Origin of the sequence: Oceanobacillus jordanicus (assembly GCF_022095695.1) — a bacterium.
Lineage (GTDB): Bacteria > Bacillota > Bacilli > Bacillales > Amphibacillaceae > Oceanobacillus_B > Oceanobacillus_B jordanicus.
This window is the reverse complement of sequence record NZ_JAIFZM010000002.1, coordinates 156712-171433: the sequence shown is the minus strand read 5'-3', so window position 1 is coordinate 171433 and position 14722 is coordinate 156712. Positions and strand designations below refer to the sequence as shown.

Here is a 14722-nt window from a genome sequence, read left to right as displayed (position 1 = left end):
TGCTATGCAGATGCTTTGGCCATACTATTTATATCAGACACTAATACATGCGAAACATCCCATGTGACGCTGGGTATGTATAACGGAATCCAAATTGTTCATAAAGCTTATTTGCTGGGTCGTCTGCTACCAGACTTACATAGGAGCCGGAATAAGTATGGTTATCCAAGTAATCCATAAGTTCTCGCATAACCGTTTTCCCTAGACCCTTCCCCTGATAACTTGGCTTTACTACAATATCCACTACTTGAAAAAATGCTCCTCCATCACCGATGATGCGTCCCATTGCAATGAATGTTTCCTGATCATAGATGGACACTGCAAATAAAGAGTTTTTCAATCCAACTGTTGCAGCGTCCTTGGACTTTCCACTAATGCCACCCTCTAACCGTAGATCAATATATTCTTGCGGATCCGGTGCTTCATGTAAAATACTAAAATTATTATCCATTATACTCTTCTCCTTTCTGGTTATTAATATCTACCTCTTACACAGCGCCAAGGAGCTTCGCACAGCTTTCGCCCGCTACATCAAGCCACGTCTTTGCCATGAGCATATTACCTTTTGAATTCATATGTACGCCATCTGTCGTCAACCCAACTCCACTTCCAGCCTGTAAATAAGTCAAAAATGCTTTATGGGTTGGTACTACTTTCGCCTGATACTTTTCTCCAAGCTCACGTACTATCCCTACATACGCATAAAGCTTCTGGTTCCCCACTGCTTCCACACTCTCCTCAATAATCGTCGGCTCCATTAACACAACTTCCACGTCATGTAGTAGCCCCAAGAGACCTTCATAAACTTGCGCAAATTGTTCTGGAGTTACCTGGTCCATGTCTGGCTGATCCAGTTGTCGCCAAACATCATTTACACCAATAGAAATTGAAACCAGATCCGGCTTCTCCTCTAGCACATCTTTTTCCCATCTGTTCGCTAAATCTGTGACACGGTTGCCACCAATGCCTTTATTCACGATACTGAATTCCGCCGCAGGATAGGTAACCCGTAAATAGTCATGAACTAGACGAACATATCCAATCCCTAAGTCTTCTGGGTCTCCCGGCTTTCCCCACTCTGTAATACTGTCGCCGATAAAGAGTATTTTTTTCATGAACCATGCTCCTTTCAAAAGCAAAAAAGAAAACACCAGCCGCTTAATTAGCTGGTGCTTGCCTATTTTACATGCGGTATACATTTAACCTATCATTTAACTTCTTTGTCTGTCCATACACATCCTGATAAATCGCAAACAATTCTTTATATTTTGCAACATTTTCAGCTTTTGGTTTATAGAGTTTGTCTGTTTCCAAGAAGCTATCTGCACATTCCTGTAAGGAGGCAAACCAGCCACAACCATAAGCAGCGAGCATTGCCGCTCCCATTCCTGGTCCCTGTTCATTGGACAGCTTTACAATCGTTGCCTGGAAAATATCGGCCTGCATTTGCAACCATGCTTCATTTTTACTGCCCCCACCGCTTGAAATGACGGTATCGACTGTTTTTCCACTCTCACGAAACAACTCTAAAGATTCATTTAAAGAGAACGTAATTCCCTCCATCACAGCTCGGACAAAGTCCTTCCTTTTATGTCTGCTATCCATCCCGATAAAACTTCCTCGAATTATGGCATCCGCATGTGGTGAACGTTCGCCTGAAATATATGGTGTGAACAGTAGTCCATTCGATCCAACGGAAACAGTGGCAATCTCAGCTAGCAGCTCTTCAAAGGATACATCCTCCGCAAAAACATCCTTAAACCAGCTTAAGCTGTGTCCTGCTGCCAATGTGACGCCCATTGTATAATAAGCGTCAGGAGAACCATGGTTAAAGTAATGTACTTTCCCACCAAATTCTTTATCCGCTTGAGGCTCATAGGAGAGGACGACCCCTGATGTCCCAATACTACAAAGCGTTTTTCCTTCCGATAAAATACCTGCGCCTATCGCGCCACATGCATTGTCAGCACCTCCCGCAAACACACGGGTTGCTGACGATAGTCCAGTTTTCTCGGAAACTTCCTCTGTTACACTGCCCACCTCTTCATGGGAATCTACTAATGGCGGGCAGAGACTAGCTTCAATGCCCAGCACATCACATAGCTCCGAACTCCACTCTTTGTTGGCGATATCCAGCAACAAAGTACCCGCAGCATCGGAATAGTCCATATGCAAGGCGCCGGTCAACCTGTATCGTACATAGTCCTTTGGCAAAACAAAAGTCTTCACCTGTGCGTAAATTTCTGGTTCGTGTTGCTTAACCCATAGCAACTTTGGTAGTGTAAACCCTTCTAGTGCTGGATTCTTCGTAATGTCCAATAACCGTTTTTCCCCAACCATCCGGTAAATTTCCTCACATTGCGCTGTTGTTCTCGTATCATTCCAGAGGATAGCAGGGCGCAACACGTTCTTATTTTCATCCAGTAGTACAAGTCCATGCATTTGCCCGGAAAAACTGATCCCTTCAATCGCATCCTTATTTCCAGGGAACTTTTCAAGCAATTCAGCAAGCCCAGCAATCGTTTGTTCCACCCAATCCTCTGGATGTTGTTCACTATATCCAGGCTTTTCCTGAATTAAAGCAAACTGCTTCGTAACCTCCTGTGTTACGTTACCGTTTTGGTCAACAAGTAAAATTTTTACGGCACTTGTTCCTAAATCAATTCCTATTACATATTTCATTTCGCACCTCTTCTCTCAAAGCAAACCTATTCTCCCGCGTAGGCTCGCAGTAAATATTGGTTGATTGTTGCCTTGATTCTTTCCAGGCGACCAGAAGAATGCGTCACTTCATTCATCTCTAATGCATGTTTTTCTAATTTATGAAAATCTGTTTTTCCTTGGACAATCTCTAACCCAATTCCATCCGTATAGCTTTGGTAGCGTTCCTCAACTATTCCTTCAAGCACGTTATCATCAAGCAACTTTTGGGCAACGCGCAGGCCGACAGCAAAAGCATCCATCCCTGCAATGTGTGCATGGAAAAGGTCCTCTGCTTCAAAGGATCCTCTGCGCACTTTGGCATCAAAATTTAAGCCACCACGTCCTAGCCCACCGTTTTTCAGAATTTCATACATTGCCAGTGTAGTAGAATACAAGTCTGTCGGGAACTCATCTGTATCCCAGCCAATTAGTGGATCACCTTGGTTTGCGTCTACTGAACCAAGCATATTGTGTATTCTTGCATAGTGAAGTTCATGTTCAAAAGTGTGGCCAGCAAGCGTAGCATGGTTTGCTTCTATGTTGAATTTAAAGTCATCCTGTAAACCATAATTTTGCAGGAAGGCATAACCTGTCGCCACGTCAAAGTCATATTGGTGGGTCGTTGGTTCCTTTGGTTTCGGCTCAATCAGGAATTGTGCGTCAAAGCCAATTTCCTTCGCATAATCAACGGCCATCTGGAAGAAACGTCCTAAGTTATCCATTTCCAATTTCATATCTGTATTGAGCAGTGTCTCATAACCTTCTCGACCACCCCAGAAAACGTAATTTTCTGCACCGAGATCTTTTCCGATCTCCAATCCTTTTTTCACCTTGGCAGCCGAATAAGCAAAAATATCTGCACTATTTGAGGAAGCAGCACCATGAATAAATCGAGGGTGGGTAAAATTGTTTGCCGTATTCCATAATAGCTTTGTATTACTGTCTTTCATATAATCTTTCATTAAGCTCACAATGGTATCGAGATTTTTATTCGTTTCTCGAAGACTACTACCCTCTGGGGCAATATCCACATCGTGAAAACAGAAAAACGGGACATTCATTTTTTCAAACAGCTCAAAAGCTGCCTCTAAGCGGGCTTTTGCTAAGTCCATTCCTGTGTACTTATCCCATGGTCGTTGCATTGTACCCGCCCCAAATGGATCGGAACCATCCATCGTAAAGGTATGCCAATATGCCACACCAAATCTGAGGATTTCCTCCATCGTTTTTCCACCTAGTTTTTCTTCCGGGTTGTAGAATTTAAATGCATAGGGATTTGTTGAAGTAGCTCCCTCGAACTTAATATGATTAATTTCTTTAAAATAAGTCGTCATTGTTTCACCTCTATAAGTTTAGTAGTAAAAATTCCTTACTTTTGGTATGCGAGTGATTTTTCCTTGTTTTTATATGAATTATCATGATGTGTTGCCCATTATTTATATTGGCGTTTTGACCACTCCTCCCGCCTATTTAGTTTATTCATTAAACAAAGTATAAATTTATATGTAAGCGATGTCAACATTATCTTTCGTCTTAACTATTAATTAATCCGTTTACCTGACTACATTATATTTGTGATAAAATGGTTACACTATATTTAATCAATAAACAATGAGGGGAATTTTATATAAAATGAAAACTGGTGACCTGACATTAGTGAAGCAGATTAATAAATCAATCGTTTTAAATGAAATTGAAAAAAAAGGCCCTATTTCCAGGGCGCAAATATCTAAAGATACAGGATTAAATAAAACCACAGTTTCTACCATGGTCAGTGAACTAATCGAGGATAAGCTTGTTAACGAACTAGGTCAGGGGCAGTCTAGTGGTGGAAGAAAACCCGTCATGCTTTATTTTAACACTCACGCTGGTTATGCTATTGGTATTGACCTTGGGGTGAATTATATTTTAGCGGTATTGACAGATTTGAGTGGCGAAATAGTAGAAGAGGAATCCGTCCCTCTTTCAGACCAAAGTGCTGAGGAAATTATGCAGGCTTTACGTTCCCTTATCCGTTCGCTAATCGAGAAATCACCTGATAGTCCCTATGGTGTTGTCGGAATAGGTATCGGGGCTCCTGGCATTGTTGATCCAGAGGGCCTTATCCTCTTCACTCCATATTTAGATTTAAATCAAGTTAATCTGAAGCAAATCCTAGAAGACGAATTTAATATCCCTACCTTAATAGATAACGAGGCGAATACAGGAGCACTAGGAGAACATCTTTACGGTGCTGGAAAAAATGCTATGAATCTTATCTATGTAAGTGTCGGAATTGGAATCGGTACTGGGATTATTATTAACGGCCAACTTTATAAAGGTGCAACAGGTATATCAGGAGAAATGGGGCATCTTACAATTGAAGTAAATGGGAGAAAATGCAGCTGTGGAAACCGTGGATGTTGGGAACTGTATGCCTCGGAAAGTGCTTTGTTAACGGAAGCAAAAAAATTAGAATACTTTAAGGATACTTCTTCCATAACATTGGATCATATAGAGTCAGAGGCCAAAAAAGGAAATAAAGACGTTTTGAGACTGTTGCATACCATTGGAGAATATAATGGGGTTGGTTTAGTCAACATAATCAACACATTTAACCCCGATATGCTTATCATTGGAAACCGAATGGCCCGCTTTGAAAATTGGATCATGAATCCGATAAAAAGTGTACTAGACGACAGACTTTCTCCTTTTCACGGTAACGCTGTCAACTTAACTGTCTCCTCCCTTGGAAAATATTCAAACGCTTTGGGAGCGTCAGCCTTTGTTATTTCAAAATTCCTGGATATAAATCGGGTTAAGGTAATATAAGTGAATGGTAGGATAAGTAGTTTAAAAACAAGTAAAGCACTTGGATGATCTCCAAGTGCTTTACTTGTTGAAGCCGCTTCTTTAACAGAGCAACAGGTACTAACAATCATCTTCTCTTCATTTCCTTCCCTTAGCCTTGTAAATCACGAAGGAGCATTTATCCCGCCTCAACTGCCAGTAAAACTATCTTCTTTCACTAAGATAACGTGCTCCGGAATCTCCCAAGAGGTCAAGACATCCACTTCCTTTACACGCTCTACATTATAGGAAGAGCCATTCATGATTACAGAATCCAAGTAACCAGGATGGACCATTATTTCCAAGTTCCTATTATCTTCAAGGTTTGAAACAGCGTCATCTAGGACACTGTGAGAGATATTCTTCCCATAAAAATCTACATTTAGTTCATCTGTAAAAGGGCTTATCTTCATACCAGCGTATTTCCGTACAGGCAAGTCATACTCTTGAGCAAGTTTTTCGATAACTGGGTGGAGTAATCTCCGTGCGTGCATGTGATGGTGACTATCTAAGTGAGTAGGAGTAAGACCACAGCTTAGGAAAAGTTCAATTTGGGTTCTCCATTCTCTCTCCACATGTGAAATCCTAATATGGTTAGAGAAGAATTGATCCGGATTTCTAAAAAAATTCCCCTCCTCATCGGTTAAACTATCTACATCATGAAGCAAGGGCTTGCCACATGTTAAGACCAGATGGATGCCAACACCAAGTGAAGGGTTTTCCTTTGCTAATTTTACCGCATGTTCTGTACCAGGCATATTCATCATCATGGTAGTGGAACGAACGACACCGTATTTAAACGCATCGATAATACCATAATTCACCGCATTCGAATACCCGAAATCGTCTGCATTTACGATTAGCTTTATCAATTGACTTCCTCCTAAAAAAGCGAGTTTTTCACTTCCCCACACTCAATCAAAAAAACGAGGCAAAAACTCCTTATGACCTTCTAGCATTTCATCTAATATCTTTTTCGCCACAACATCAGACGGTACAAGGGGATTAATGGTCATCGCTAGCATTGCTTTATCATAATCGCCTGTTACAGCCGCATCAGTCGAGATGATTTCAAATGATTTGATTTGCTGCACAAGACCCCGGGCTGCTACAGGGATATCTCCAACTGCAATCGGAATAGGTCCTTCTTTTGTGATCACACAGCTTACTTCAACGGCAGAGTCACTCGGAACACTGGCAATCGCACCATTATTCATCGTGTTCACAGGCTGAATATCGCGCTTATCATTATAGATAGAAGTAATAAGCCGAACTGCAGCATCACTATAATAAGCCCCGCCCCGTTCTGCTAATTGTGGTGGTTTGATAGCTAACTCAGGGTCTTTATAAAGCTCAAATAATTCCTTTTCAAGCTTCATTACAACTTCTGCTCTCGTTTCCCCTTTTTCATAGCTTTCGATCGACTTTTTTAGCATTTCATCTGTTTTATAATAATACATGTGATACGGACACGTTAGAGCGTCTAACCCACGGATAAACTCTACTTCCCAGCCTTGGCCATCAATATTTTTAACAAAACTACTATGTTCTGGATTAGATAGCATGTCGATTACCTTATCCTTAACACTGACGCCATCCAGATAGACATCTAACCCATAAACCATATGATTTAACCCTGCAAAATCGATACGAATTCTTGAATGGTCCACTTCTAATAGTTTCGCAATTCCCATTTCCATGCCAATTGGGACATTACATAACCCAACTATCTTTCTAAAACTCGTATGGCGGAATACTGCCTCTGTCACCATGCCTGCAGGATTGGTAAAATTAACTAGCCAGGCATCTGGACAATGCTCCTCCATGTCTTGAATAATATCCAAAATGACAGGGATTGTTCGCAGCCCTTTAAATAACCCGCCAGGCCCGTTTGTTTCCTGGCCGATGACGCCATGTTTTGCCGGGATTCTTTCATCCTTAGCACGCGCATCCAAGAGTCCTACACGGAATTGGGTCGTTACAAAGTCCGCACCTTTTAACGCTTCTTTACGATCAAGCGTTAGATGAATAGCCATCGGAAGTCCTGCTTTTTTTACCATACGTTTTGCAAGGTTTCCTACAATATCTAATTTCTCTCTTCCAGCCTCAACATCCACAAGCCATAGCTCGGAAACAGGAAACTCCTCATATCGATTAATAAACCCCTCCACTAACTCCGGGGTATAACTGGAACCTCCACCAATGGTGACAATTTTTACTCCTTTACTCAATAAAATTCCTCCTTCTATTTCTCCGCGAGTCTTCGGTGAACATCAATAATTTCGCTTGCCAGATCGGTAATCGTCATAGCATTCATAAAATGATCTTGGGCATGGACAAGCAACACACTAACCTGTTGAATCTCACCCTTTGCTTCCCCTTGAATTAAATCCGTTTGGAATCGGTGTGCTTTTCCCAGTTCCTTTCTGGCTTCCTTTACTTTCTCAGATGCGGATATGAAATCCGCATCCTTGGCAAAGCGTATCGCTTCCATTGCACAACTTCTTGCATTTCCACCATGTAAAATAATATGAAAGCTTATTTCTTCTGTATTCATATAAAACCTCCTAGTTCGTTTCCTCTGCCGCTTTTTCTTCTTTTACTTTCATCGTGTCCCAAATCTTGAAGAATGGTAGATAGATGAGTAACCCGATGAAAATATTAACCAGTTGTAGAATCGAACCAGCTAGACTTCCCGTTGCTAAATACCCTCCTATAACCGGTGGAGTCGTCCATGGGACTGCAATACCAATTGGTTTTGGAACGAGGCCAGTTGACATCGCAATATAGGTTGTAAGAACAATAACAAGTGGTGTTAGCAAGAACGGAATGATTAACAAAGGGTTTAACACAATTGGCATCCCGAAAATAATCGGTTCATTTATATTAAAAACGCCTGGACCTACGGATAACCTGCCAAGCTGCTTCATCTGTTTACTTTTCGCCCAGAATAAAATCGCAATAACGAGCGCAAAAGTCGCACCAGATCCACCCATAAAGACGAAAATATCAAAGAATTGTTTAGTGAAGATGTTCGGTAAATCAGCTGCAGCCATCCCATCCTGGAAAGCGATACGGTTTTCATCCATTTTTGATAACCAAATCGGATCCATCACGCCACCAACAATGGATGCTCCGTGAAGACCAGCAACCCATAAGAGGATAATTAGTGTAACCGCTACTAAAGAACCCGTTAAACTTCCGCCTACTGCACTAAGCGGGGTATAAAGTAAATCACCTACAATGTTATGAATGCTTTCAAATGGTGTTGCCTCAATAATTAAACGAAGAATCCATACAATAGCAATTACAGCAAACCCTGGAACAAGTGCTACAAACGATTTGGCCACTGATGGCGGAACTCCTGCTGGCATCTTAATGGTCAAGTTTTTGCTAACAACCCAGCGATAAACTTCCGTTGACAGCATCCCAATAAGTAATGCTACGAATAACCCTTGACTCCCCATAAGCGCAGCGGGGATTACACCGCCCACTTCATATGCAGTGTCAGATCCCTCTGGTGTAAACATGGTTGTATAAGGAGTGGCGAGTAGAAAAGCTGCTAAGGAGATAGCACCTGCTGTTAACCCGTCCAATTTATATTTCAAAGCTAAGTTGTAAGCAACACCAATTGAAGCAACAAGTGCCATAATGTCAAAAGTCGCAGAAACCGGATAGCCTAATTTGTCCTTCCAGGCGTCGCCAAATGTATTTGCCATAAACCCTTCATACCCAGGAATTGGAATGAACATCAAAATTAAAAAGAAAGAACCAATAATAACTAAAGGCATGGTAAGGATGATACCATCTCTTAGTGATTGCAAATGTCTTTGACCTGCAATTCTCCCTGCAACAGGCATGAACTTTTCTTCTAAAAACTTCGTAAACCGATTCATGTCGACTCCCCCTTATTTTTCCGTTAACTTTAAGGCATATTTGACGACGTTTGCTCCGTTCATCATTCCATAATCAACCGTTGGAATGACGTCAATTGGAATATTGTTTTCTTTTGCAACAGGCGTTAACTGATGTAACATGTAACGAACTTGTGGACCTAATAGTAAAACATCTGCTTCCTCAATATGACTTCCTACCTCATCAGCACTTACAGCCCAAATTTTTCCCTCTATTCCTTGTTTGGTAGCATACTCTTCCATTTTGGTTACTAATAGACTAGTAGACATCCCTGCAGCACAGCATAATAAAATATTCATCATTACTCCCCCTAAAATAGATTGAATTCCAAACAACGTTGTATATAGAAACGCTTGTATTGATGTCATTATATTTTGTAAGCGGTAACATTATGCTTTAATTATATTTTTATAGATTAAGAGACAGGAGTTCATTCCTTCTCACTATAATGTTTATAGGAAATTAACTCGTGTTTTCAAAAAAATAGTAGATATGTAGAATTACGTCAAAAAATAGACATTTCATCAACCATAAAAAAAAGCACCAGTTTATCACCAGTGCTTTAATCGTTTCTACTTCGCCTCTACCCTACTCCGATTAGAAAACGCTCTAAATTGCGATTGATAGACAATATGATCTTTTGTAAATTTGGTTGGACTGTCAAGACCGGCAATGGCTGCCAACTCAAACAATCCTTGCCTTAAGGTAACTAAGTAATTACATACCCGATATTTCTTCTCTTCTATAACCAATGCTTCCTGCAGTTTTTTATCTGTTGTTGCCACCCCAACGGGACAAGTATTCTTATGGCAAACTTGCGACATAATGCACCCAGTACTAATCATAAATCCTCTTGCAATATTGACCAAGTCTGCACCTAAGCATAAAGCCATTGCGATTTTATCAGGGGTGAGCAGCTTCCCTGAGGCAATAATTTTCGTTCTGTGACGAATCTCAAATGCTTCCAAACATTCATTAACCAACGGAATGGCAGTAAAAGCAGGGAGCCCAACTGAATAAGCTAGCTCGTAGTAGGACGCGCCTGTTCCGCCCTCCCCTCCATCTACGGTGATAAAGTCTGGCACAATATTATTTTCATTCATAGCTTTAACTAGTTTCTCAACTTCTGCTTCATTACCTGCCACAATCTTGAGCCCGACAGGCTTCCCTCCGGATTCACGGAGTTCTTGCAGAAAGTGTAACAATTCCTCTGCTGTGTTAATACCAGGAAACCTGTTTGGACTGTCGATATCTTTCCCTTCTTCTACATTTCGCACTTCCGCGATTTCTTTGGTGACCTTCTTCCCGTCCACATGGCCGCCTCGCGTTTTGGCTCCTTGGGCGAGTTTTAATTCAAAGGCTTTTACTTGGGGTGTTTGCGCCTTTTTCTTAAATTCCTCAAACGAAAAATTCCCATCGTCATCCCGCACCCCGAACAAACCAGGACTAATTTGCATGATGATATCTACATTACCCTTTAAATGATAGGGAGATAAACTTCCTTCCCCCGTATTCATCCAGGTTCCCCCTGCCATTCCTAACCCTTTTGAAAGGGCAGTAATAGCATTTTCACCAAGCGAGCCATAGCTCATCGCTGACTGTCCGATGATTCCTTTTAAATAAAAAGGCTCCTTAACCGTGTTTTCACCTAGGATTACTCGCTCCTCATCTGTAAGCAATGCCGGCTTAATTTGTGATTCTTTTCGTTTTTCCTTTCTACTAAACAGATTTTCTTCTTTTACTTCATAGATTTGTGTAGAAATAGTAGGCTTATTCTCTACTTTTATTTCTTCATCCATCTTGGGAAGCATACTGTTAACAAGGTAATAGTCATTCTCTTTAAAGTCCTTCTCTGCGCCATATCCTAACAAACTTGATTGATATTTCCCTGCTTTATTCACATATTCGAATTGTTTTCTATTAAATGGTTTTCCTTCTCTATCGTTATTAAATAAGTATTGTCTTAATTCAGGCCCCATCTTTTCAAGGATATATCGCATTTTGCCTAAAAGCGGGTAATTCTGTAACACAGAATGCTCCTCTTGCTTCCTATCATGCACATATAGCCTGATGATTAGGAAGACAGGGACGATAATCACAATTGCTAAGAGACTTATTAAGATAATCGCAAAAACATCATCCATTTCCTATTACTCTCCTTTAAACAAGACATCCAGCTATTGTAAGCAAACGATCTAATCCCTAGTTTAGGAATTAGATCGTTGACATTATATTAAAATAGTCGCTTTAATACGGTTTTTAATGGAGGCATGTCAAAGTTCCCTTCACCCTCTATCAGCTTTTTCAACATATGCTTGGAATAAGATCTTGCTTGATTCCATTCTATCTTTCCTGGTAATGGAGCGCGTTCTTTTATATCCACATCGATAATAGTTGGTTTATTATTCGCTTTTGCGGACTCAAGTGCTACTTGCAACTCTTCTTGTGTGGTAACTTTATATCCTTCACCACCACTAATTTTGGCAAATTCCGCATAGTCCATGCCTTGCAAGTCTGTTTGGTACGGAATATTTCCCATTTGTTCTTGTTCATATTTGATCATACCGATTTTTTCATTGTTAAAGACAAGGATATTAATTGGCAATTGGTATTTAACTACTGTAAGAAAGTCCTGCATACCCATGGAAAATCCGCCATCGCCACAAATAGCCCATACTTGTTTTTCCGAGTTGGTTAATTTTGCTGAAATGGCACCTGGTAAACCACAGCCCATTGTTGCTAACCAGCTTGAGATAACGAAGTCCTGATTGGTCATACGGAAAAATCCTGCGAACCATGACGTAACATTTCCTACATCAACGGAAAGAATCGCATCATCTTCTACAACACGATTTAGTTCATGCATAACTTGTGGACCTTGTAAGGCTTCTCCTTCTTTTGCCTCTGCAATCTTATCTACATGCTCCCACCAGTTTGCCATGTTTTTTTGACATGCATCTAGGAAGGAACGGTTTTTCTTATAAGATAGCTGTTCATTAAACCGCGCTAAAATTTCTTCTGAAGAACCGACAAGTCCTACCTCTGTTGGATACCATTTCCCTATTTTTGCAGGATCAATATCAATTTGAATTGCCGGGACATCATCAGGTAAGAAATCACGATACGGGAAACCTGTTCCAACTAAAATAAGCAGGTCTGTTTCTTCCATTGCTTCATAGGATGGTTTGGTACCTATTTGTCCTAAGTTCCCTAAGTTATACGGATGCTCATCTGGGAGCACTCCTTTACCAGGTAAAGAGACAACAACAGGGGCCGCGATTTTTTGTGCAAATTCTTCTAGTTGCTCCCGTGCAGAGAGTGCACCTCTACCAGCAAGGATGACTGGCTTTTCCGCTTGCTGTAACAGTTTAGCAGCCTGCGCAACATCCTCCTTTTCAGGGAACAGTCGATAATTGCTTTGAACGGTTGAACGCAGCTTATCTTTTTTAACAGACTCTTTAAAAACATCATCCGGGATCGTTAAGACAGCCACACCATTATGCGTTGTTGCTTCTTTAAAGGCCTGTTTAAGTAATGGTTGCACGAGCTCACCAGAAGTTACCCGTTTATTAAACACCGCAACGTCATCAAACATTCGCTCAAGATTTACTTCTTGAAAGTTGTCGGTGCCGACTAGATCTTGCGAAACTTGCCCTGTAATGACGACTAAAGGGGCGCCATCCTCTCTTGCATCATACATTCCGTTTAACAGATGGACAGCCCCTGGTCCGCCGATTGACAAACAAACTCCTACATGATTCGTTAATTTTGCTTCTGCCGATGCAGCAAGCGCACCTACCTCTTCATGTCGCACCTGGATAAACCGGATGTCATCTTCTGCTTTTCGCAATCCTTCGATTAAATTATTTACAGAATCACCCGGATATCCATATACATGCTTAATATTCCAATCTTTTAAAATATCAATAACCGCTTCCGATGCTTTCATTGATAGACTCTCCTTCTTTACTGCTTATTGTTGTTCATGGCTATATAATCACTTCCCTTTCACATGTGAATAAAACCTTACTTCGTTATTTTGAAAATACGTCGGTCGAAAAATTGGGTTGACAAATGCATCTACTCTGTAATACTATATACCAGTAGTAAGTAATACAGACTACTAACACGTAAGATGTCACGCACAAAAAAGTATCGAAACACAAAAGAGGGATGAATTTGGAAAATATTACAGAAATGCTTAAAGGAGTACTCGAGGGGTGTGTGCTTGAGATTATAAGTCGCGGGGAAACGTACGGCTATGAAATCACGCAACACCTAAGAGATCTAGGCTTTACCGATGTTGTGGAAGGCACGGTATATACGATTACGATAAGGCTCGAAAAAAACAATCTAGTTAACATTGAGAAAAAAAAGTCCACTGTTGGACCGCCTAGAAAGTTTTACACCCTTACCGAAGCAGGCCGAGAGCAGCTTGATCTCTTTTGGGAAAAATGGGGTTTTGTCACAAACAAACTTGAAGAACTTAAAACGAAAGAAATGAAAAGGAGATGACGATAATGAACTTCTTTGAAAAAGTGACCGGTAGTGATATGACGAAAGAAATGAAAAATTTTGAAGCACGAGCTAAACTCCTACCAACTGAATATCAAACTGCTTGGGAAGAGATCAAAAATAATCTCTGGGTTTACACTGATTTTACCGGACGGAACCTAATGCCGATTCTAGACAGTGCCCTTGAACTACTAGAAGTGACAGCAGCAGATGGCCAAACCGTCGAAGAAGTACTAGGTAATGATATTAAAGGCTTCTGCGCAGCACTTGTTGGAGACGACGGGGGAAAAACATACAGAGATAAGTGGCGTGACCAACTCAACCAAAACGTATTAAGAAAATTAGGAGGGCTTAAATGAGTATTAAAAAAATAATTGAAGGTAAAAAAGAATGGAGAGCCCATGTCTCACGTGTTAAATCACTTCCTCAAGACTACCAAATTGTATATAAAGAGATCCAAAAATATCTTTTCAAAGTCGGTCCCGTTGAGCTGGGTGAAGGTATTGGATTGCTATCTGAAATTCTCGCCTTCTTTGAAGAAGGGGTAGCTGCAGGAAAGGGTGTGCTTGAAGTTACAGGAACAGATGTTGCTGCATTTTGTGATGCGCTAATTGAAGACTCCAAAACATACGCGGATCTCTATCAAGAGTCGGTCAAGCAAAAAATTGATAAAAAGAAGTAATTAAATTGAGTCTCATAAGCCGTTGGAAAAGTGTACATTCAATAGATATTAAGGCTGGGTAGTTGGTTATAAATTCGA

At 40.8% G+C, this 14722-nt stretch carries 15 protein-coding genes; 4 read left to right on the top strand and 11 right to left on the bottom strand.

Annotated features, from left to right (window positions below; genetic code table 11):
* Window positions 1-40: 40 nt before the first annotated feature.
* The 4 genes from K3T81_RS02930 to xylA all read right to left on the bottom strand — a co-directional run bounded on the left by K3T81_RS02930 (window position 41) and on the right by xylA (window position 4037).
* A complete protein-coding gene (locus K3T81_RS02930; protein WP_238018125.1) occupies window positions 41-451 on the bottom strand; it encodes a GNAT family N-acetyltransferase in 411 nt (136 codons plus the stop codon).
* A 37-nt stretch (window positions 452-488) separates the two neighbouring features.
* Window positions 489-1115 carry an SGNH/GDSL hydrolase family protein gene (locus tag K3T81_RS02925; protein WP_238018124.1) on the bottom strand — a complete coding sequence of 209 codons (627 nt, stop codon included), beginning with the start codon at window positions 1113-1115 and terminating at the stop codon, window positions 489-491.
* Window positions 1116-1182: 67 nt separating this feature from the next.
* Window positions 1183-2682, bottom strand: coding sequence for a xylulokinase (gene xylB / locus K3T81_RS02920; RefSeq protein WP_238018123.1), 1500 nt, complete (start codon window positions 2680-2682; stop codon window positions 1183-1185).
* Window positions 2683-2708: 26 nt separating this feature from the next.
* Window positions 2709-4037 carry a xylose isomerase gene (gene xylA / locus K3T81_RS02915; RefSeq protein ID WP_238018122.1) on the bottom strand — a complete coding sequence of 443 codons (1329 nt, stop codon included), beginning with the start codon at window positions 4035-4037 and terminating at the stop codon, window positions 2709-2711.
* 298 nt (window positions 4038-4335) lie between these two features.
* Here xylA and K3T81_RS02910 point away from each other — a divergent pair, with 298 nt between their 5' ends.
* Complete coding sequence (locus tag K3T81_RS02910; RefSeq protein ID WP_238018121.1) at window positions 4336-5514, top strand: ROK family transcriptional regulator; 1179 nt, start codon at window positions 4336-4338, stop codon at window positions 5512-5514.
* 167 nt (window positions 5515-5681) lie between these two features.
* Here K3T81_RS02910 and chbG read toward each other — a convergent pair whose 3' ends face one another.
* From chbG to K3T81_RS02875, 7 genes are all read right to left on the bottom strand, one after another.
* On the bottom strand, window positions 5682-6404 hold the full coding sequence (gene chbG, locus K3T81_RS02905) for a chitin disaccharide deacetylase (protein ID WP_238018120.1): 723 nt from the start codon (window positions 6402-6404) through the stop codon (window positions 5682-5684).
* Window positions 6405-6446: 42 nt separating this feature from the next.
* Window positions 6447-7763, bottom strand: a complete 1317-nt coding sequence (locus tag K3T81_RS02900) for a 6-phospho-beta-glucosidase (RefSeq protein WP_238018119.1) — start codon at window positions 7761-7763, stop codon at window positions 6447-6449.
* A gap of 14 nt (window positions 7764-7777) precedes the next feature.
* Window positions 7778-8089, bottom strand: coding sequence for a PTS lactose/cellobiose transporter subunit IIA (locus tag K3T81_RS02895; RefSeq protein ID WP_238018117.1), 312 nt, complete (start codon window positions 8087-8089; stop codon window positions 7778-7780).
* 10 nt (window positions 8090-8099) lie between these two features.
* Window positions 8100-9428: a PTS cellobiose transporter subunit IIC gene (gene celB / locus K3T81_RS02890; RefSeq protein ID WP_238018115.1), complete on the bottom strand. Its 1329-nt coding sequence runs from the start codon at window positions 9426-9428 to the stop codon at window positions 8100-8102.
* A 12-nt stretch (window positions 9429-9440) separates the two neighbouring features.
* Window positions 9441-9746, bottom strand: a complete 306-nt coding sequence (locus K3T81_RS02885) for a PTS sugar transporter subunit IIB (RefSeq protein WP_106897902.1) — start codon at window positions 9744-9746, stop codon at window positions 9441-9443.
* 273 nt (window positions 9747-10019) lie between these two features.
* Window positions 10020-11591, bottom strand: coding sequence for an FMN-binding glutamate synthase family protein (locus K3T81_RS02880; protein WP_238018113.1), 1572 nt, complete (start codon window positions 11589-11591; stop codon window positions 10020-10022).
* 89 nt (window positions 11592-11680) lie between these two features.
* Entirely contained in the window at window positions 11681-13396 is a 1716-nt protein-coding gene (locus K3T81_RS02875; protein WP_238018111.1) for a pyruvate oxidase, read from the bottom strand.
* A 230-nt stretch (window positions 13397-13626) separates the two neighbouring features.
* Here K3T81_RS02875 and K3T81_RS02870 point away from each other — a divergent pair, with 230 nt between their 5' ends.
* The 3 genes from K3T81_RS02870 to K3T81_RS02860 are packed head-to-tail and all read left to right on the top strand — an operon-like array spanning window position 13627 to window position 14644.
* Window positions 13627-13962: a PadR family transcriptional regulator gene (locus K3T81_RS02870; protein ID WP_036576088.1), complete on the top strand. Its 336-nt coding sequence runs from the start codon at window positions 13627-13629 to the stop codon at window positions 13960-13962.
* A 5-nt stretch (window positions 13963-13967) separates the two neighbouring features.
* A complete protein-coding gene (locus K3T81_RS02865; protein ID WP_238018109.1) occupies window positions 13968-14321 on the top strand; it encodes a DUF1048 domain-containing protein in 354 nt (117 codons plus the stop codon).
* Window positions 14318-14644, top strand: coding sequence for a DUF1048 domain-containing protein (locus K3T81_RS02860; RefSeq protein WP_106897906.1), 327 nt, complete (start codon window positions 14318-14320; stop codon window positions 14642-14644). Before K3T81_RS02865 ends, K3T81_RS02860 begins: the two co-directional genes overlap by 4 nt.
* The last annotated feature ends 78 nt before the right edge of the window (window positions 14645-14722 follow it).